This is a genomic window from Paenibacillus antarcticus (assembly GCF_001637225.1).
Lineage (GTDB): Bacteria > Bacillota > Bacilli > Paenibacillales > Paenibacillaceae > Paenibacillus_AQ > Paenibacillus_AQ antarcticus.
Map to the genome: position 1 here is coordinate 127,949 of NZ_LVJI01000035.1, position 20,585 is coordinate 148,533.

Below are 20,585 nucleotides of genomic sequence, written 5' to 3' on the forward strand. Positions count from 1 at the left end.
AGTCTCATGTCTACTTCTCTTCTTTTATGGGAATAATAGTTGATAGATTTAAACAGAATTAATCCATGAGGAGAAGAGAGGTAATCATGTTGTCTACTCCATCTATGAATCACAAAGAGTTCGCGCCTGAACTGATAGATAGAATGATTTCACGCGTGAGTACAGTTATGGTTGGGAAAGAGTCGGAGATTCGACTTGTACTCATGTCTATGTTAAGCGGTGGGCATGTGCTACTAGAAGATGTACCTGGTGTGGGTAAAACCATGCTTGTTCGAACAATTGCTGCCTGTATGGGGGGATCGTTTGGTCGTATTCAGTTCACTTACGATCTTATGCCTTCTGATATTACAGGTATTTCGGTATATCTTCCGCATACGGGACAATTTGAATTTAGACCAGGACCCATCCTATCAAATGTTGTATTGGCAGACGAGATTAATCGTGCCTCCCCACGTACGCAATCAGCTCTGCTGGAAGCGATGGAAGAGAAGAAGGTTACAATCGATGGTACAACGTATCAATTACCACGTCCTTTTTTACTGTTAGCTACTCAGAATCCACTTCAATTTGAAGGTACTTACAGGTTGCCTGAAGCGCAACTTGATCGTTTCCTTATACGACTTAGTCTAGGTTATCCAAGCCCAGAGCAGGAGATTGATTTGTTATCACGTATGCAAAGTAACCATCCTTTAGATCGCGTGAAACCTGTGATTATGGCTGGAGAAATGGAAGCTATGCAACGAGATGTGAAGAATGTATTTGTAGATGATTCCATCAAACATCTAATGGTATCTGTTGCTGATGAGTCACGTCGTCATCCAAGAATAAAGCTCGGTATCAGTCCGCGTGGAACCTTGTCATGGATGGTAGCCTCGCAAGCGGTAGCCTATATGAATGGGAGAATGTACGTCACACCAGATGATATTAAAGAAACGGCTGTTGCAGTACTTTCTCATCGTGTTGTCATTGATGCACGTAGCTTATTGGAAGGTGTTTCGGGAGAAGAACTAGTGGTAGAACTGATGTCTAGAATCAGTGTACCTCCGTATCGAAGCCGAAGAGGAAGCAGATCATGAGGGCCAGGATATGGGAATGGTTGATTGCTATCGCCTGGTTAGGAGCGCTCATTTCATTATATATGTGGAATGGAGGAGCCTCTGTATGGTTTCTGATGATTGTTACGGTAATCCTTATGTCCGGGGGCTTGATTCTACAATGTTTTGGTGCTCATGATATTGAGATTAAGAGGACAGTCAATCCATCACAGATTACCGTGGGTAAAGAAGTAGAAGTAGAAGTGCATATTGAATTTAGGTCTGTACTTCCCCTTCCTTGGATGAGTATCACCGATTATTTCACAAACAGTAGTTATAGTAAGTTATTATTTCCGGGATTTCGTCGTTCGTTTACCTATACGTACAGTTTAGAGCAACTCCCTAGGGGAATCATTACTTTTCAAGTCTGCCAAGTGGAGTGGGGTGGGCTATTTCGTTGTTTCAAGAATAGTTATTTATTACCTTGTGAAGAAGATATTATCGTGCTGCCGATGCCTGCAATCATCTCCGTAGAACATGGGTGGACAAGTCAGGATATTAGAGATGGAGAACAAGTAGGGCTTCTACCGAAACGAACTACAGGTGCTTGGGGTTTAGAGGTTCGAGACTATAATGTTGGGGAGCCATTGAGTGGTGTTCATTGGAAAAGCTCTGCACGGCGGGGGCGATTACAGACTCGTCTTCTTGAAGAGGAAGAGGATCTTGAAGTATGTATTATACTGGATCATTGTCCAGAGAGTTATACAATACTAACTTCTGATATCGGAAGCCAAAAGAAGCTTAGACATGAGTTATTCGAAGGTGTCGTTTCCACTGCTGCTAGTTTGCTTGAGAAAGCATTAGAAGAAGGGGTTCATGTGGATTTAATTACTGGAGAAGATAGTCTGAAGAAGCACATCGTGTATCCTTCTGATCACACTATCCTTGCCTTTATCGAACCAGATGGAACGAAGAGAATTGCTGAGGTGATGGAGGGCATGGATCATTTACGACAGGGAACAAGGGTTACTGTCATTACAGGGAGCTTACATGATGATCTAACAAGAGCCGTTACTTATCTACAACGTAAAGGCTTGAAGGTAGATATATACTCAGTTGTTTCATTTGTTCCTTCATCATCCAATAGGAATGGTACAGATGTCGAACGAACAAGACAGGATACGATTTCAAATTCACTCTGCTGTTTAGGTGCTAGGTTGTTCAGGTTAAACATAGTACCAACAATTACAAGTAATTCAATAGAAGGAGTCCTTGGTAAGGAGGTGAATAGTTATGACGGTCCCTATGCAGAACGGAGAAATCGCTATATATAATTCGATTGGGCATGCTCCTAAGAGAATAGATGACTCTCTTCATAGATCTAAAAGTGAGGATACCCTGCTGTATCGCTGTATCTTATCCTTGCCTATTATGGGATTATTCGCAGAGTGGCTATATCCACTCTCAACTGGATATTTCAGCTTAAGTGCTTCATTAATCGAAGTTTTGTATGGACTAACGGCCTTACTATTACTCGTGGGGATGTTTCATTCAAAGGTTTGGATTTCCATTCCCTTACATCTGATCTTAACTGTTGGAGCATGGAGCTTCCTCTTTGGGCAAGATAGAGGGTTAGATTGGTTTATTTCTTATGGGGCTATTGCACAGCAAGATTTTACAGTTGTTATGCAGAAATGGAACTTAAACGTCATTGGACCAGAGACCCGTACACTGATCCTTATGATGGGATGGAGTCTACTGGTATCAATGGTACAATCCTTGGCTCTTTATCGAGGGAGTATAGGGCTCTTCGCTATAGCAACCTTAGTCTATTTGCTCTGCCTAGAAAAGCTACTTGGATTAGAGGTATATCCAGATATTATTCGTACGGCTCTATTGCTTGTTATCCTTTATGGGAGCATCTCTTTATCTAGACTCCTTGAACGTTCTTCCTCTTCTTATGGTATAAGCAATCGCCAGTATAGTGCTTGGTTTATCATTGTTTGTGTGGTAAGTACGGTGGTTATTGGTGCAGCGTGGATGAGCGGTAAAGTGATCTCAGTTGAACCTACGAACCAGATTAGTATTAAAGCTACGGTGGAGAAATTAAAAGATTGGTCTGGACTCGAGTTTGAAGAACAAGACTCGCGTGCAGCTGTTACTGGATATGGCTTAGGTGAGCAGGACCTGGGTGGACCTCTTAAGCTTATTAGTAAGACAGAGTTCACAGTGGAATCAGCTGTATCTTCATATTGGCGTGGGGAAACTTTCGGTTATTATGATGGTCGACGTTGGTCGGAACCACAGGCTTATTTCAACGCCGTTGATAATAAGGTTAATTTGAAGAATGATTTGCTATTGAACAAAGATAGTGAACAGAAGCCCATCGTTCAGACAATAAAATTCAATCAACCTATGAAGGGTGAGTTTCCTCTATTTAGTGGTGGGGGTATTGGAAAGGTTACGAATATAACTACGATGGACGGAGAAAGAGCAGTATATTTGTTACATGATGAAATCGCAGGTACGCTCAAATATCCAGGAACCGTAAGTTCTAGTCCTGTCACCAGCTATCAAGTTGAAGTATCGGTTCCAAAGATTAATGATGTGCTATTGCGTACAGCTTCGGATAATGATCCGGAGTCGATCACGAAACGATATTTACAGTTGCCGGAACAACTTCCGGTACGTGTTAAGGAACTAGGTATGCAAATGGCATCTAATACGAATAATCGCTATGATGCTGTACGGGCTGTGCAGACCTATCTACAGGACAATTATAAATATTCTCTTAATACAAGCGTTCCTCCAGCCAATCAGGACTTCGTTGACAACTTTTTATTCGAGACAAGACTGGGATACTGTAACCATTTCTCTACATCTATGGTGGTTCTTCTCCGAAGTCAAGGAATTCCATCTCGTATGGTAAAAGGATACGCACCAGGAACACTCAAGGATGGTAGTAGTACGACTTATGATGTCAAATCGAGTGATGCACATTCTTGGGTAGAGGTCTATTTCCCTCAGATGGGATGGATTTCTATTGATCCAACGCCAGGCATCTTGGGTCCGGAAGAGATTTCAGAATCGGTTGCAATCCCGCAACAGGTGGGGGATAATAAAGGGTCTATTGTGAATTTAATTACCGAACGTATGGTTCAGCTCATGGGCATGGTATCGAAGATACGAATAGCGGCAGTCGAAGCGGGGTATTTTATCCCAGGAATGATTGTTGTGATGGCATTAGTTATTGCTACGATTATGAGCATTTGGAAAAGTCGTCGACATGTTCGTCTGTGGAGGTTGCGTTACATAACGAGGAGCTCTTTTCCTCAAAAGAAACAACTGTTACAGGCTGCTTTTCTTATTTGGGATGAGGTTGCAAGACGTTATGGATCGATTCCCAAGGGCGTTACGATAAGAGAGTATGTCGATTCCCTCGCGATTACGGATGAGAAGCTACGAGGGGAATTAGTTCAATTTGTGGAACAATGGGAAAGCATTGCATACGACAACATGATCCTAAATCGGGTACAAAGTATATCCTTTTTACAACGTTGTACAAAGTTAGCTCATTCACTGTCATAATCATCTAGCTCTAACTTTCTTGACGGTATGATTTACGTTTGCGTATAATTAGCAATAACAATTAAGGGAGGCACGAACAACATAATGAGTAAACCTAATGAAATCATCGTAGTCCTTGACTTTGGAGGACAATATAATCAATTGATCGCACGCCGCATCCGCGACTTGGGTGTATATAGCGAATTGCTGCCATACAACACACCAGTCGAGAAGATTCGGGAACTTTCCCCTAAAGGGATTGTATTCTCTGGAGGTCCATCCAGTGTGTATGCAGAGAACGCGCCACATGTAGATCCAGCTATCTATGATCTGAACCTTCCGATCCTAGGTATTTGTTATGGGATGCAGCTTATGGCACATCAGTTAAATGGAAAAGTAGAACGTTCCTCTAAACGTGAATACGGTAAGGCTGATTTGCAATTTAATAACCAGACTACACTTCTTAAAGGTTTAGAACTGAATCAGACAGTATGGATGAGTCATGGAGACCACGTAGTGGAACTTCCAACGGGATTCGTTCTGGATGCTGGTACAGAATCTGCACCGATTGCAGCGATGAGTAACATTGAGAAGAAGTTGTATGCAGTACAGTTCCATCCAGAAGTTCAGCACTCTGTGAATGGTAACGAAATGATCCGTAACTTCCTTTATGAAATTTGTAAATGTGATGGCAATTGGACGATGGAGTCTTTTGTTGAAGATAAAGTTCGCGAGATTCGTGAACTTGTTGGAACAGATAACGTATTGTGTGCACTCAGCGGAGGTGTAGATTCTTCTGTTGTGGCTAGATTGATCCATAGAGCTATTGGTGACCAGTTAACGTGTATGTTCATTGATCATGGACTATTACGTAAAGGTGAAGCTGAGAGCGTAATGGAGACTTTCGTAGGTAAGTTCGATATGAAAGTTGTTAAAATCGATGCTCGCGATCGATTTATGTCCAAGCTTGCTGGTGTAGATGATCCTGAACAGAAACGTAAAATTATTGGGAATGAATTCATCTATGTATTTGAAGAAGAATCAGGTCAATTCGATGAGTTTAAATACTTGGCACAAGGAACACTCTATACGGATATCGTAGAGAGTGGAACAGCTACAGCTCAAACGATCAAATCACATCACAATGTGGGTGGACTTCCTGAAGATATGAAGTTCAAGTTGATTGAACCTTTGAATACTTTGTTTAAAGATGAAGTCCGTAAAGTCGGAGAAGAATGCGGATTGCCTCCTGAAATCGTATGGCGTCAACCTTTCCCAGGACCGGGTCTTGCAATTCGTGTATTGGGTGAAGTAACAGAAGAGAAGCTTACGATTGTAAGGGATTCTGATTATATTCTGCGTGAAGAAATTGCGAAAGCAGGATTAGATCGTGAAATTTGGCAGTACTTTACCGCTCTTCCTAATATGAAGAGTGTAGGTGTTATGGGCGATGCTCGTACCTATTCTTATACAGTAGGTATTCGTGCAGTTACTTCCATCGATGGTATGACAGCTGATTGGGCTCGTATCCCATGGGATATCTTAGAGAAAATCTCCGTTCGTATCGTAAATGAAGTAGATAATGTTAACCGTATCGTCTATGACGTTACATCTAAGCCACCTGCAACGATCGAGTGGGAATAGATTGGGAATATCGAAGATGTTAATCGCTTGAAAACCCTTGATGCATAAGGGTTTGTGGTGTTTAGATTGGTGATATTTAACGTACACGTGCAACAATTGAGTGCAACAAATTACTCTCTTATATTTGCTTTAATTAGCGAATAGAAGGGAGTTTTTTGTTGCATATATTAAGGGTATTTAAGATAAGTCCATTGTGATTCATGGTTGGGTTCTAAATCTCGTTTAGTACAATATGATGCGAAAGAATATGAGGAAATGTGGAGTTTTAGATTGATGATGTATCTTAAGTTAACTTTAAAATCCCTAATCTAGTTGTTCATCTAATGCAGGTCGTTAAAAAAAGGTATTACTTTGATTTTGTCGAATGTTCTTTTATAGGGGAATTTGTCCGGAAATATAGGGTGGGTTTTACGAGTCATAAACTCACAGAATATGGTGCTGAGGATAAGAGGGATGATTCATGAAACGTATTAGTATGATAAAGGCTCCTTTTAAGAAGAATGCTTTTTTGCTTCAGATTTTTGTTGGGCTTTCACTCATCTCAATAATCATTGTAACTATTATTTCAGTGTTTATGTTTTATTGGATGAAGGATAGAACGCTTGAAGAGATTAATAAGATAAACAGAATATCATTACAGAATACAGATACTGTTTTTTCAAGCTACTTGAAAGATTTTCAGAACTATTCAGTAGAGCTATATCAAAATCCAAATATTCGTAAGATTATGTTTCTTGATACCTTAGAGTGGGATAGCGGAATAGACAATGCGGTTACGCATATTCAGAATATATTATCGATTAACCGCGATACGATGAATTCTGTATATGTATTGAATAATACAAAAACGATTTTGAGTATTTCTGAGAAGTTTGCAGAGTCTAATGCGGATCTTCAATTATTTGAGCTTGTTAGTAGCCATAGAACTGGGGAAAGTCCTATTGTATGGACAATGAAAGACAAGTACAGCGGTAATGAGATTAAAACGATGACTTTTTTCTATCATCAAGGTGCACAGGGGAGTTTAGGTGGTGCAGCTGTTATTAACGTTGATTTGGAAGCGCTTGCCAAAACTATATTTTCTGAGGAACCGAATAAGAATCAAAAAATGTATATTGTAGATCGAGAAGGGGATGTTATTCTCCATAGCGATAAGTCTCTGTTTAAGCCGAATATAATGGATGACCCCTATTTCGCCACAATTCTACATTCAAATAAAAGTTACGATTCCTTTATATTGGAGAGTCAGAATAAAGCAATCTCTTACTCGTACATATCTTCTTCGAATGACCGCTATTTTATCATATCTGAAATGGAAGATACGTATACCTTTTCCGAAATGGTCAATACAAGAAATATAATTTTTACATATGGATTGTTAATGATTATGCTTGCACTATTCATAGCGGGTGTTATTACTTATTTTGTCTATAAACCATTCGGTCATGTAATAAAAAACATCAGAAGCGTATATAAAGAAGAAACCAACGGGTATCAACATGTAGATGAACTTCAATTAGTATCTAATGCATTCACAAACATAGTGGAACGAATCAATTCGTTGGAAAAGGAAAACGACAGCCATACCTTTGTAATGATGTTGAACTCAGAAAGAGATGAAGATGCACAATGGATAGAAAACGTGTTTATGAAAACGGGATCTATTCATACTAACGATACGGCATATGTCTTGTTTGTTGTGACAATAGATGATTTCGATAATTTTAGTGAGATGAGTAACGTTGAGGCTGTTTCTTTCCGTATGGATTCCGTTATCACTATATTAACGGATACAGTCACCTCACGTGCTAAATGCTCTTTGTTTACCATTGCAGCGGATCAAGTGCTTTGTATTATTAGTGACCCTCACAATGAAGTCAAATTAGAGGATGAATTTCTGTTGGAAATAGCTAAAAATGCACAACAATCTGTACTTAATATGTTGAATATGGATATCTCTATTGGTATTAGTTCAATTGTGAATAGGCCTACTGTGATCATCGAGAAATATAAGGAGGCATTCGAACTTACCAGACACAGAATTGTTCAAGGAAATAGATGGATTGCTAATGCAGACCATTTAAAGACTCTTAATGCTGTCGATATTCCTGATAGTGCTGCGAAAGATGTTGTGAATGCTGTTATGCGAGGGGATTTTGAACGATATTGCGAAGAGCTAGACAATGTGGCAGCTTTCAGTCGAGAATATCATTATTCAAGTATAATTCGTTTCTTTTCTAATATGTCTTCCTCCATTATGAAATTGTCTCACGACTTACTTGTCGAGAAAACGGTGAATAATAAAACCACTTTCCTTGAAATTTATAAAAAGGTCTCTGAATTTAAAGAATATAGCGAGCTAAAGGAGTGGTTCGCAGAATTATTCCATCAATCTAGTGATGTGATTCAGGATATACTGAGTAAGAAAACGAAAGATTTCTTGCCGGAGTCGTTAGAATATATTAATCAGCATTATTGCGATCCTTCTATTTCTGTTAACAGTGTGGCGGAGAAGTTAAAGGTCAGTACTTCTTATTTCAGTAAGATGTTTAATGAATCGGTGGGATACACTTTCCCTGAATATGTGAATCACTTACGTATGGAGAAGGCTAAGGAACTGTTACAAGATTATCCAGAAATGAATATTACAGATATTTCAACGAAAGTTGGATACAGCAGCAATTCATATTTTACAACGTCATTCAAGAAAAAATATGGTGTTTCTCCTTCAAAAGTTCGTCTTCTGCATAAAAGTTAAACTACTAGATGAATTTAAAAAAGTGCTTTTTGAACGTCTTGGCTACAGCAAATTCAAGCTGTAACAGGCGTTTTTTTATTTTTTATAAATGAAAATATCGTATTTTCATCATCAATCTACTATCCTGCATGACAAGATCTATAAGTAACAAACGCAGGATAGTACCCGCTTTTATTGTGTATATACTCGAAATTGAAAGTGAAAAGTGAAATTATAATATACAAGTTGAAAGCACTTACAATATGATGGCTGTATCAATATGGGAGGTGCGATTGCAAGATGAATAACATTAGGGTAGACAACATGAAAACAAAGAAAAAATGGAGTAAATCAATTAAAGAGAATTGGCCATTGTACGTATTATCATTGCCAGGTCTAATTGCTTTATTGTTATTTTCTTATCTTCCTATGGCAGGTTTGTATATTGTATTTGAGAGATATACATATCAAGGTGGGTTATTTGGAAGTGAATTTGTAGGTCTTAAAAACTTCGAATTCTTCTTCTCAAATATGGATAACGCCATCAGAGCGACCAGAAATACAATTGTCGTTAACTTCTTCAATATTATTCTTATTACGGTTGTTGCCGTTACAATGGCGGTCATGATGAATGAGATTAGAAGCAAATGGTTCAAAAAAATTACTCAGTCCGTGATGTTTTTCCCGCATTTCATATCATGGGTAGTTGTAGGAACCATTGCGATTACATTCTTGGATGAGAAGAAAGGGATAGTAAACGGAACGATTACATCACTTGGATTAGATCCGATAGCGTGGTACTCCAATCCTTGGTTATGGTGGCCGTTGCTAATTTTCTTTAGCATTTGGAAAGCAGCGGGCTTTAACTCAATCATTTACTTTGCAGCTATTACCGGTTTTGATCCTTCTTATTATGAAGCGGCTACGGTGGATGGAGCATCGAAATGGCAGCAGGTTACCAAAATTACCGTTCCATTGTTGATGCCAACGATAACGATTTTGTTCTTGTTATCCGTCGGTGGAATATTAGCAGGAGATATTACGCAAATCCTAGGTCTTACGAATTTAAATCCGATGTTACTTGAGACAACTGATAATATTACTACTTTTGTATACCGTACAGCTATTCAAAATGGACAATTTGAATCTGCTTCTGCTGTTCAGTTATATCAGTCTTTAGTTGGTTTCATACTGGTTATGTTCTCTAATTGGGTCGTTAAACGCTATGATGAAGAGTATGCACTCTTTTAAAAATAGAAAGGGAGAGGCTAGAAAATGCACATCATAAAAAATGACAAGCTTTTAATTTGGTTCAGCTACATCGTAATTGTATTGTTCTCCCTAGTATGTTTGATACCCTTTATTATGGTAGTGTCGGCATCTTTGTCGAATGACCAAGAGGTGGCATTACATGGGTTCTCTTTAATTCCAAGGAATATCACGTTTTATACTTATGAATTCTTATTTGCAAGTAAGGGTGCTTTGTTACTTAAAGCTTATGGCATAACAATATTTACTGTCGTGGTTGGAACATTATTCTCATTAGCAGTAACCGTCTCATATGCATATGTGGCAGCCAATAGTGATCTTAAGTATGCAAGTGTACTTTCTTTTGTTGCGTGGTTCACGATGGTGTTTAGTGGAGGTCTATTGCCGTGGTATATCCTTACCACGAAATATTATTCACTTCACAATAACTTATGGGCTTTGTTCATTCCATATGCGATCAATGTATTTAATATGTTCCTTATGCGTAATTTCTTCAAAGGCATACCAAAGGAACTCTCGGAATCAGCAAAAATTGATGGGGCAGGTCACTTTAGAATTTACTTCTCCATTATGATTCCATTGGCTCAGGTGGGAATAGTCACCATTGCTTTGTTCTATGCGCTTAGCTATTGGAATGACTTTTTCCTATCATTGATGTTGATCACCGATCGAAATTTATATCCCGTGCAATTGCTACTTTATAATATGATGTCGAATATTTCATACCTCACTAGCGGTGGAGGAGGCGCGGATGCTTATGCTCAGGGGATGAGCCAAGTTATCGTTCCGACGATGACAGCAAGAATGGCATTAACCTGTATAACCATTGGTCCGGTCATTCTCGTATATCCATTTGCTCAAAGATTCTTCGTTAAGGGAATTACGATTGGCGCTGTGAAAGGATAATATCCTTAACAGTACCAATGAAATTGCTTATGATCCCTTTGCCATTTATGCTTAGAGCTGCTTCGGCCAAAGCAAACTCTATTAGAGGGCGATAGGATTTTATAATATATCCACACCTAGGTTGGATATTCATAAGACTTAATGATTTTATACTATTAGGAGGTCTAGATTAATGTTTAAAAGAAGATTGTCCATGTTTATGTTAGTTGCGCTAAGTATGGTTGTAGTGTTCACTGGTTGTTCAAGTAATACAGGCAGTAATAATGAACCTACGAAAAATACAGAATCTACTACTACGCCTGAAGCTTCGAAAGATACAGAGAAGCCACAAGAAGTAGTGAAACTAACGATTGTGAATTTTGGAGATCTGACTCCGAGAAGAACTGAGTTTTTGGAAAAAGAGTTACATGAAAAGGTATTGAAGGAGTTAAACATTGATCTATCCTTTAAATTTCTACCATGGGGTAGTGATCAGCAAGTTGACTTAATGTTTGCTTCCGGTGAGAACTTTGCAACCTATGGAGGAACAGGTGGTTTGGGAGAGAAAGTTAACAAAGGATTCTTGGCTGAAATCTCTCAGGAAAGCCTTGATAAATATGCACCTAACTTTAAAGCTATTGCGCGTCCTGATGCTTGGGAAGCCAAAAAGCTAGATGGCAAGATATATTCATTGCCGTTTGGTAACAAACCTTATGCAGGCGATTTCCAAATGATCACCGTAAGACAAGATCTTCTTGAAGAAGTAGGAATTAATGAACTTAAAACAATGGAAGATGTTGAACAAGCATTCAAGCTAGTTAAAGAAAAGCATCCTGATTACTCTATGATTCCAGAGGCAGCTCATGTGAAGAAGATGTTTAGAGCTGGACTAATGCCGGATCAGTTGTTTACACCAATGGAAGGAAACTCACCTGCATGGACTTATACTTATGTAGATTCCTCCGCTGATGACGACAAGGTATACAGTTTCTACGAATCTGAGTTATTTGAGAAAACATCTAAGGTAATGGCAGATTGGAAGAAGAAGGGGTATATCGATGACTCTATGATCACGAATCCACAATTAGGTATGGCGGATTGGAATGCTGGTAAATCGTTATTAAATCGTGGAACATCTGCATATCCAATGGAGCAACTTCCGAATTTGTTATCTAAAATATCTACTGGAAAACTAACGAATTATCAAATTGGTGAGCAGCCGTTTATGTCCACTGTAAGAGATAATGTAGCATACAGCATTTCTATTGGTGGAGTAAAAGATGTTGATCGTTATTTACAATTGTTCGATTGGATGTTTGGTAGTCAAGAAACGTATGATATGCTTTCCTACGGAATTCTAGACAAAGATTATGAGCTTACGGAGAATGGGAAAGTGAAAAAGCTAGTATCTGATTCATTCTTTGATGAGTGGCAAATTTTCAACTTGGAGTATGGCAGATTCTTTGCTGATGTACCCGATGAATTCATTGAACAGTATAAAAAGAATGATGAAGGATCAATCCAAGCTAAAAACATTGGATTCTCGTTTGATGCGAGACCAGTACAAGCTGAGGTTGCTAAGATTCAAGCAGTGTATACGGAAAAGATTGTACCTATAGAATATGGATTATATGATTATGATAAGTATTTCCCAGCTGCACTAAAAGCCTTGAAGGATGCTGGTCTAGACAAGTATGTAGCAGAAATGCAGAAACAATTCTCAGAGTGGTACAATAATAAATCTAAATAATGGTATGAGCAAGAGAGAACTCTCTCTTGCTTTTTCCAAATTCCTAATGCTAGATTCCAAATTTAGGAATGGGTATAACGGATGATTATGGGGGGATATGTCAACATGCGAATTATATATCTGGACTTAGACTCGCTTCGTCCCGATCATTTGGGATGTTACGGCTATCAACGCAACACATCACCAAACATTGATCGGATCGCAGAAGAAAGTACTATGTTTACAAATTATTATTGCTCTGATGCTCCTTGTTTGCCTTCTCGCTCAGCATTTATGTCAGGCAGATTTGGTATTCATACGGGTGTTGTTGGACATGGTGGAACAGCGGCTGATATGAGAAGAGAAGGGGCAGAACGAGGATTCGCAGATCGCCTGAAGTCAGAAAGCCTTCCATCTGTCATGCGTCAAGCTGGTTATAAAACAGCCACAATCAGTACATTTGCAGATCGTCATTCTGCATGGACTTTCAATGCCGGCTTCAATGAGGTGCATAATATCGGAGAGAATGGTGGCGAATCAGCGCATCAAGTGCTACCGGTTGCTTTGAAATGGCTAGACGACAATAGTAGCTTAGATCATTGGTTTCTCCATTTGAACTTTTGGGATTCTCATACGCCATATCGAGTTCCTGAATCATATGGACACCCTTTCCAGGATGATCCTCTACCAGAATGGTTAACGGAGGAAGTATTCCAGTCTCATCTAAAGAAAGAAGGACAACATAGTATTGAGGATATGAATGCATTAGCGAAGTCGCATTACCAACAGTGGTCGCGACATGACAAGCCTGTGAAGACGTATCAGGATCTGCGACACATCATCGATAATTATGATTGTGCAATTAGGTATATGGATGATCATATTGGTCAAATGTTATTGCAACTTGAAAGGCTTGGCATCCTGGACGATACAGCTATCCTGGTAAGTTCTGATCATGGTGAGAATCTGGGCGAACTTGGAATCTATTCCGAGCATGGTACGGCAGATCAAGGTACTTGCCGGATTCCGATGATTATCCGCTGGCCAGGTGGAGTGAAAGGCAAGGAGAATGACAGACTGCATTATCATTTAGATCTTGCTCCAACATTGGCAGAAATGGTGGGTATCGCAGCGCCCGATCGTTGGGATGGTCAAAGCTTTGCAGATAGCATCACAACAGGTGGAACTACGGGAAGGGAATTCCTTGTGCTTTCGCAATGCGCACATGTGTGCCAAAGAAGTGTGCGATATAAGGATTGGCTTTACATTCGATCCTATCATGACGGCCATCATGGCTTCACGAAGGAAATGTTATTTGACCTGCAGATCGATCCTTACGAACAACATAATTTAGCCGAGGAAAGACGAGATATATGTAAGGAAGCCGTCTATCTGTTAAATGAATGGCATGATGAGATGATGGCAACGATGGATTGCGATATCGATCCATTATGGACCGTAATGAAGGAAGGCGGCCCTATTCATGCCCAAGAATATTTGAAATGGAAGAACATGTAGAAGAACAAGAAATCTTGCGTTATGTCCGCTAGTATCTTAATCCCAAACAAAGGAGGTCATTTCAATGAAACAAAGTAAAGGGTACTCATTCATGTTGTTAATATTGGTATTTATATTGGTGATCGGAGCGGGTTCAATTCCTATAGGATCACAGGTTAAAGCACAGGGTGCAAACCTGCTACTTAACGCAGGTTTTGAACAGGTAGTTAAAGAGGCTGAACCTGTAGGTTGGTCAATCTATACGAATAATCCAACACAAAGACCGGGTATTGTAACCGATGGATCGCTTGTGAAAGATGGGAATAAAGCGGGTTATATTGTTCCAGATAGTTCGTTGACTTTTTCATTAAGTGGTTTGAAAGCGCACACAAAGTATACGTACTCTGCTTATGTGAAGTTAAGTGATGCTATAGGTAATGCAAAAGTGGGTGCAAAGTTCTACGATGGAAATCAGCCGGATATTATGGTAAGCGCTTCAGGTACGGCATATTCTTTATATACGCTGACTTTTACTACAGGAAACCAAACTACTGCACAAGTCTATTTGTGGTCTTCTAATGGATTATCAGGAAATCAAAGAGCTTATATAGATCAAATCAGCGTGGTGGAGACAAATCTACCAGCGGGAACCAACCTTGTTACAAATGCAAGCTTTGAACAAGTCAATAATGATTATGATCTAAGACCTACAAATTGGAGAGTATGGCCAACCCAAGGAAATATGCCAGTAAGCATTTCAGATCCAGTTCATGTGTATGAAGGAAATAGAGCTGGATCTATTGGATCTAGTAGTTCTTTAAATTATGATCTGACAGGATTAATGAAGAATACTTCGTATAAATTTTCAGCTTTTGTGAAATTGAGTGATTCAACTGCAGGTGCGGTGATCGGTGTTAAGGTTGGTAATAATGAAACCAAGAAGTCTGTTGCTGGTACAGAATATACTAAGCATGAAATTATCTTTAATACAGGGAATCTAACTACTGCTACAGTATATTTGTGGGATGGCGGTCTATTAAGTTCAAGTCAGCAGGGATATATTGATCTAGCGAGAGTAGAAGAACATGTAGGAGATGGATCGGTGAGCGCAGCGTTAAATATAAATGAACTATTGCTTGCAAAAGGTTATCAATATCCTTTAAATGTTACGATCTCTCCATCAAATGCTCCTAATAAACTTGTGAACTTCAGTAGCAATAATGTAGCTGTTGCTACAGTAGATGCATCTGGCGTGGTTACTGCAATTGGAGCTGGAACGGCTATAATTGCAGTTACACCACAAGCTGGAGGATCAACGGTAAGTTGTACCGTAACAGTTACAGAGAATAAGGAGCCATGGTATCCTGGGCGAGAGACCAATCAATGGAACCTAAGCAAAGAAGATGACTTTAATGGAACACAACTGGATACCTCTTTGTGGACGATTAGAGGTAAAGAGTATGCAACTTATCATAGAGATGACTTGGTATCCGTTTCAGACGGGAAATTAAAACTGAGAATTGAAAGAGAACCTGATGGTAATGTTGTTTTAGGTAGAGTGGATACGCATGGTGAAGATAGACAGACAGATGAAGTTGTTAAATTTGATCAAAAATACGGATTCTTTGAAGTTAGTGCTAAAATTCCCCCAACGGAGAAAACATACTTTACATTCTGGTTATTTAATTATCCCGGTGTATTTAATGTAGATGGTGCAGCGAAAGAAGGTCTAGAAATAGATGTAACAGAGACGGTGTGGCAAGGGGATTTCACAGAAACAGCTCTACACTGGGATGGATATGATGAGTATCATAAAAGCACAGGCAGCGGTAAAAAAGCAGCACCAAATATTCACAATGGATTTCATGTCTATGGTCTAGAATGGACAGAAGATTATCTGAAGTTTTACTTTGATGGCAAACTAACTTGGACCTATACGAATAAAGCTAACATTCCCTTAGTAAAAGAAGTGTTTATTTTATCTAGTGGTTGGGCAAGATCACCAGGTTGGGGCGAAGGTAATATTGATAATGCTCAATTACCTTATTTCTCCGAAGTGGATTGGTTCAGAACCTATCAGCGTGCGGATGTGGGACAAACACCAGATACAGTAAGCCCTATACTATATGGAGTGGAAAGTTTGCAATTGCCATTAAACAGTACTGTTGATTTGAAGGAAAAGGTATATGCAATTGATAATAGAGATGATAAAAAGGATCTAGCGAACAGAATCACCGTCAATGAATCCAACCTGAATAGGAGTGTGAAAGGAAACTATTCTGTTACTTACACTGTAAGCGATGCTGCAGGCAATACAACGACCAAAGTTAGGAATGTTACAGTCATTGATCCACCCCTTAATCTAATTCAGAATGGACATTTTAATGCGGGCAACTTAGCACAATGGACATATGGAACGGGTAAAGCTAGAATCGCACAAGGTATGTATCAAGGTAAGTATGCTGTTGTTGATAACGTATCGCAAATGAGTCAGACCTTTACTGTGAAGCCGAATAAAGTATATAAAGTTTCATATAATGCTAAATTGGAGAAATGGAACTCAGGAAATCTATTCGTTGGTGTTAACTATGGTAGCAATCCAATCGAGCTACAATTAACAAGTGCTGAATGGATACACTATGAGTTTAATTTCACTACGGGCTCATCAGATAGTGTAGCAACATTCTATATTAACAACACAGCAACAAGCAAAGCGAATGTCGATAATATATCGATAGTAGAAATGTAAAGCATGAATAAGTCCTACTAGAAATATTATAGAACGGGTAATGTTCACAACTAATCTTTAAATTAAAGACTACCTCTCCTTGAAAAGGAAGGTAGTCTTTAATTTAGTGGCGTGAGCGGGCTAATCGTTCAAAGTATACTAGGAAGAACATTTTGTCAGAATACGCACGCTGTATGGCTTCATAGAGAATTGGCCTGCTACTTGCTCATTATTCCATATATCATTCATTTGTGTAGGTATTGTAAGCAGGAGTTCTTCATTTGAACCATTAATCATGAAGTAATAACGGTTACCATCTGAATGTTGTCTCATTGATAATTCAAGATGTTTAGGTGGTGTTATGCCAAGTAAAGGTGCAAGACCTAACCTTTGACTCAAATGTTTAATCAAATCCTTATAAAAGGATGCTTCAGCAAATGTTGCAATAAACCATGCTTCTCCTGGGTCATGGGCTTGTACCGAGATAGCAGTAGTATTCGCAAACCATTGTTTTGTAAAATGACCCATAGGTTGTGCGCTAATGGTCTCAATGGGCTCATGAAATAGTTCGGAGGAATAAAGGGTTCCATTCCATTGAAATTGTACACCGCTAGCTGATCCAGTTGTTATCGTATCGGTTGCCTTGGCGCCTAATAAAGAGATCATTCTAGGGTGATGCCGCTCAGGATAGTAGGATGTTTCTGTATTCTTCACTCCACTAAGTGGATGGAGGATCAGCGTTCCACCAGATTGAGTGAATTCTTGTAGTTTCTCCATAAGTGCGTCATCAACAATGGGCAACATAGGAACTAAGAGTATCTTATAAGCAGAGAAATCCCCTTGAACACCAATGGCATCACAGTTGTATCCTAATTCTCGCACGGTATGATAGAGCTTGTTCGTGTGTTTCATATACAGAGCATTGTCACCCGTCCAGCTTGACTCGTGTTCTATATGCCAGCGGCTTTGGAAATGATAGAGAACAGCGATTTCGCTGACGATATGAGAGCCTGTTATAGATGGGGCAACAAGTTGAAGCTTTGCACCAATCGCTTTACACTCTTCATAGATTCGTGTAGGCCTGCCTGAAAAATCTGTTATGGCACCATGATTTTGCTCCGAGCCAAATGGGAACCTCTTCCATGGGAAGTAAAAGACACCATCGGCGCCATTGGCAATCGTATGAAGAGTTAATCGTTCTAACTCTCCTGGAGCGGGTGTATTGTTCGCAGCTCCAATAATAGAATGTCCCTCATTCCGTAATTCATAGACATGGAAGGGAGATTTTTTGAAGCTCCTGTTGGCAGCTAGTCCGAATGCAACATTGGACCATTGATCTCCATAACCTGGGTAATAATTGGTTCCCGTGATATCCAAATGTTTCGCCATGTCGTAGTTGTCAGTTCGATTATTCCATGGCATCTGATTATTAGTGGAAACATATTGATGGTGTTCGCATAGATGTGGACGAATCGCCTCCGCCAGTAAACCCGCTATGTTCACATTACAGTCACTGCGGAATTGTCGCCATGCTTGTAAGAATGCTGGATTATAATCAGCTTTAGTGACGCGTGGGGTCACAACTTGAGAGAATCGATCATATTCCATTCCCCAGAAGACTGTTCCCCACGCTTCATTAAGAAGATGGATATCCTCGTATTTTTCTTCTAGCCATTGATGCCATTTGGTTTTGCAGATTGTGCAATGGCAATCGGGTTCATCTCCAATTTCGTTATCTAGATGCCAACCAAGAATACGTGAATCATGACCATACCGTTCAGCCATTGCTGTGGCAAGCCTTGTTGATGATTCAATAAGAAGCGGATGATTGATACAGAAGGTATAACGACTGGCATATTCTAGCCGTGTGCCTTCAGCTGTTTCGATAAGAAGTGTATGATCTTTTTCCATAAGCCAAGCTGGAATTGTGCGCATAGGTGTACAGAGCACGATACCAATTGAAGCTTGTCGAGCAATGTCGATAAATTGATCTAACCATAAAAAGGTGTAGCTTCCCGCGACGGGCTCGAATCTTTTCCAAGCGAATTCTCCAATGCGGAGCGCGTTCAATCCAGCTTCTTTCATATATTGTGTATCTGTTAACCACTCAGATGGAGTACGATGTTCTGGGTAATAACAAGCACCAAATAGCATATGGATTCTCCTTTTTCAGTAGTCGTTAGGTAGGCCTATATATATATATATTTCATAAGAAGTTCTAATTATAATGAAGCAGAATATATGTATCCATCATACTAATTACGAGCATCCTCCAGATTAAGCTGAGATTGGTATCCATCCATGAAATCCACAATCACTCTCATTCATATACGAGAAGTCAGGGTTCTCTAACTGCTTCATACCGAAGTGTGGTGGGTTCTTATCATGCTCTTCAGGTACTATCGATGGAATATCTAATTGATAAGGTTCATAGATATGATCACAAGGTTCAGGAACTAGATATGGAGGAGGGGATCAGATATTAGAGGCCATTTATATTTGTGATAATCGAGGATGCAGATTGGATTAAATATTTGGTGTATTTATAAAAGGCAGTCCTCCTCTGATCTATTATAAGTTGTGGGTTACATATTGAGAATAACATTATGTCTGATAGATATATCATTTTGTAAGGTGTAAGAAAATGAGTAATACAGATATAGGAGTAATGGTTTACCAGAGAGCAAAATACGATGGTGTAGTAGATGTAACGGCTACCTTGGGAATGATCAAACATCTAAACGAAAAAAGGGATTGAAACGGAGCATCCCATCGTAATTATTTCATTTACCTGTGAAGAATCCTCTCGTTGTGGTAATTCAATAGTAGGCAGTAAAGTGATAGTGGATTTATTTGAGAAATAGAATACAAAAAAAGGATAGAGATGGAATTACCATGACAAGGCGATTTCTCTATGCGCCCTTATTTATAATAGTATTGATCAAGCGAGTAGAATTAATGAGGAATTTAATGCGATTTGAAATTACAAATAGAGCAAGGCTCCGTATTAATTAATAATAAGCTTGGCATTGTGACTGGAATTGCTGCATCTTTGAGACTTGATATTAAAATATCAGGGAAAGCATCCCATTCAGGAACGCCACCTATGAATATGAGAAAAGATGCATTTCTTGGTGCCTCAGAAATAGTACTAGAGATAGAAAAAGCAGCAAAATGTGAAGAAGAATGTGAAACGGTTAGGTTATTCATACCCTCGATACCTACTCTGTGCTGTAACATCCATCGACGGTATGACGGAGGACTGGGCACGGTCCCGTTCTTGTCGTAAACGAAGTGGACAACGTAAACCGTATTCTTAACGAAGTAATCTCGAAACCTCCTGCAACGATTGAGTGGGGGTGAGTTTAAAATGAAATGATGACAAAGAAGAGTAAGCCCAGATATGAATGATATGCTCCCCTTATAGTAGACAGAAAAAAGCAAGCCGATTAATCTGTCTATTATGGAGGGGATTTTTTTATGGGCGAAATTAGG

11 protein-coding genes and 1 pseudogene are annotated in these 20,585 nt (G+C 39.3%); 11 read left to right on the forward strand and 1 reads right to left on the reverse strand.

The features are described 5' to 3' along the window. Positions 1–65: 65 nt before the first annotated feature. The 10 genes from PBAT_RS20165 to PBAT_RS20210 all read left to right on the forward strand — a co-directional run bounded on the left by PBAT_RS20165 (position 66) and on the right by PBAT_RS20210 (position 17,111). Positions 66–1,076 carry an AAA family ATPase gene (locus PBAT_RS20165; protein WP_248912442.1) on the forward strand — a complete coding sequence of 337 codons (1,011 nt, stop codon included), beginning with the start codon at positions 66–68 and terminating at the stop codon, positions 1,074–1,076. Beyond that, complete coding sequence (locus PBAT_RS20170) at positions 1,073–2,368, forward strand: DUF58 domain-containing protein (RefSeq protein WP_068652277.1); 1,296 nt, start codon at positions 1,073–1,075, stop codon at positions 2,366–2,368. The genes PBAT_RS20165 and PBAT_RS20170 overlap by 4 nt, the downstream gene beginning before the upstream one ends. Then, a complete protein-coding gene (locus PBAT_RS20175) occupies positions 2,328–4,622 on the forward strand; it encodes a transglutaminase-like domain-containing protein (RefSeq protein WP_068652279.1) in 2,295 nt (764 codons plus the stop codon). The genes PBAT_RS20170 and PBAT_RS20175 overlap by 41 nt, the downstream gene beginning before the upstream one ends. An 84-nt stretch (positions 4,623–4,706) precedes the next feature. Further along, a complete protein-coding gene (guaA, locus tag PBAT_RS20180) occupies positions 4,707–6,245 on the forward strand; it encodes a glutamine-hydrolyzing GMP synthase (RefSeq protein ID WP_068652281.1) in 1,539 nt (512 codons plus the stop codon). Positions 6,246–6,705: 460 nt separating this feature from the next. Then, positions 6,706–9,003, forward strand: a complete 2,298-nt coding sequence (locus PBAT_RS20185) for an AraC family transcriptional regulator (protein ID WP_068652284.1) — start codon at positions 6,706–6,708, stop codon at positions 9,001–9,003. Between the two features lie 279 nt (positions 9,004–9,282). Beyond that, a complete protein-coding gene (locus PBAT_RS20190) occupies positions 9,283–10,233 on the forward strand; it encodes an ABC transporter permease (RefSeq protein ID WP_084403275.1) in 951 nt (316 codons plus the stop codon). A 24-nt stretch (positions 10,234–10,257) separates the two neighbouring features. Next, positions 10,258–11,157, forward strand: a complete 900-nt coding sequence (locus PBAT_RS20195) for a carbohydrate ABC transporter permease (protein ID WP_068652286.1) — start codon at positions 10,258–10,260, stop codon at positions 11,155–11,157. Between the two features lie 172 nt (positions 11,158–11,329). After that, entirely contained in the window at positions 11,330–12,886 is a 1,557-nt protein-coding gene (locus tag PBAT_RS20200; RefSeq protein ID WP_068652288.1) for an ABC transporter substrate-binding protein, read from the forward strand. Between the two features lie 105 nt (positions 12,887–12,991). After that, positions 12,992–14,383, forward strand: coding sequence for a sulfatase family protein (locus PBAT_RS20205; RefSeq protein WP_068652290.1), 1,392 nt, complete (start codon positions 12,992–12,994; stop codon positions 14,381–14,383). A 64-nt stretch (positions 14,384–14,447) separates the two neighbouring features. Further along, a complete protein-coding gene (locus PBAT_RS20210; RefSeq protein WP_068652292.1) occupies positions 14,448–17,111 on the forward strand; it encodes a carbohydrate binding domain-containing protein in 2,664 nt (887 codons plus the stop codon). 138 nt (positions 17,112–17,249) lie between these two features. Here PBAT_RS20210 and PBAT_RS20215 read toward each other — a convergent pair whose 3' ends face one another. Continuing rightward, positions 17,250–19,244, reverse strand: a complete 1,995-nt coding sequence (locus PBAT_RS20215) for a beta-galactosidase (RefSeq protein WP_068652294.1) — start codon at positions 19,242–19,244, stop codon at positions 17,250–17,252. Between the two features lie 1,076 nt (positions 19,245–20,320). Between PBAT_RS20215 and PBAT_RS26425 the strand changes: the two are divergent. After that, positions 20,321–20,453: pseudogene (locus tag PBAT_RS26425) on the forward strand (GMP synthase (glutamine-hydrolyzing)); the annotation flags it as partial. Between the last annotated feature and the right edge of the window lie 132 nt (positions 20,454–20,585).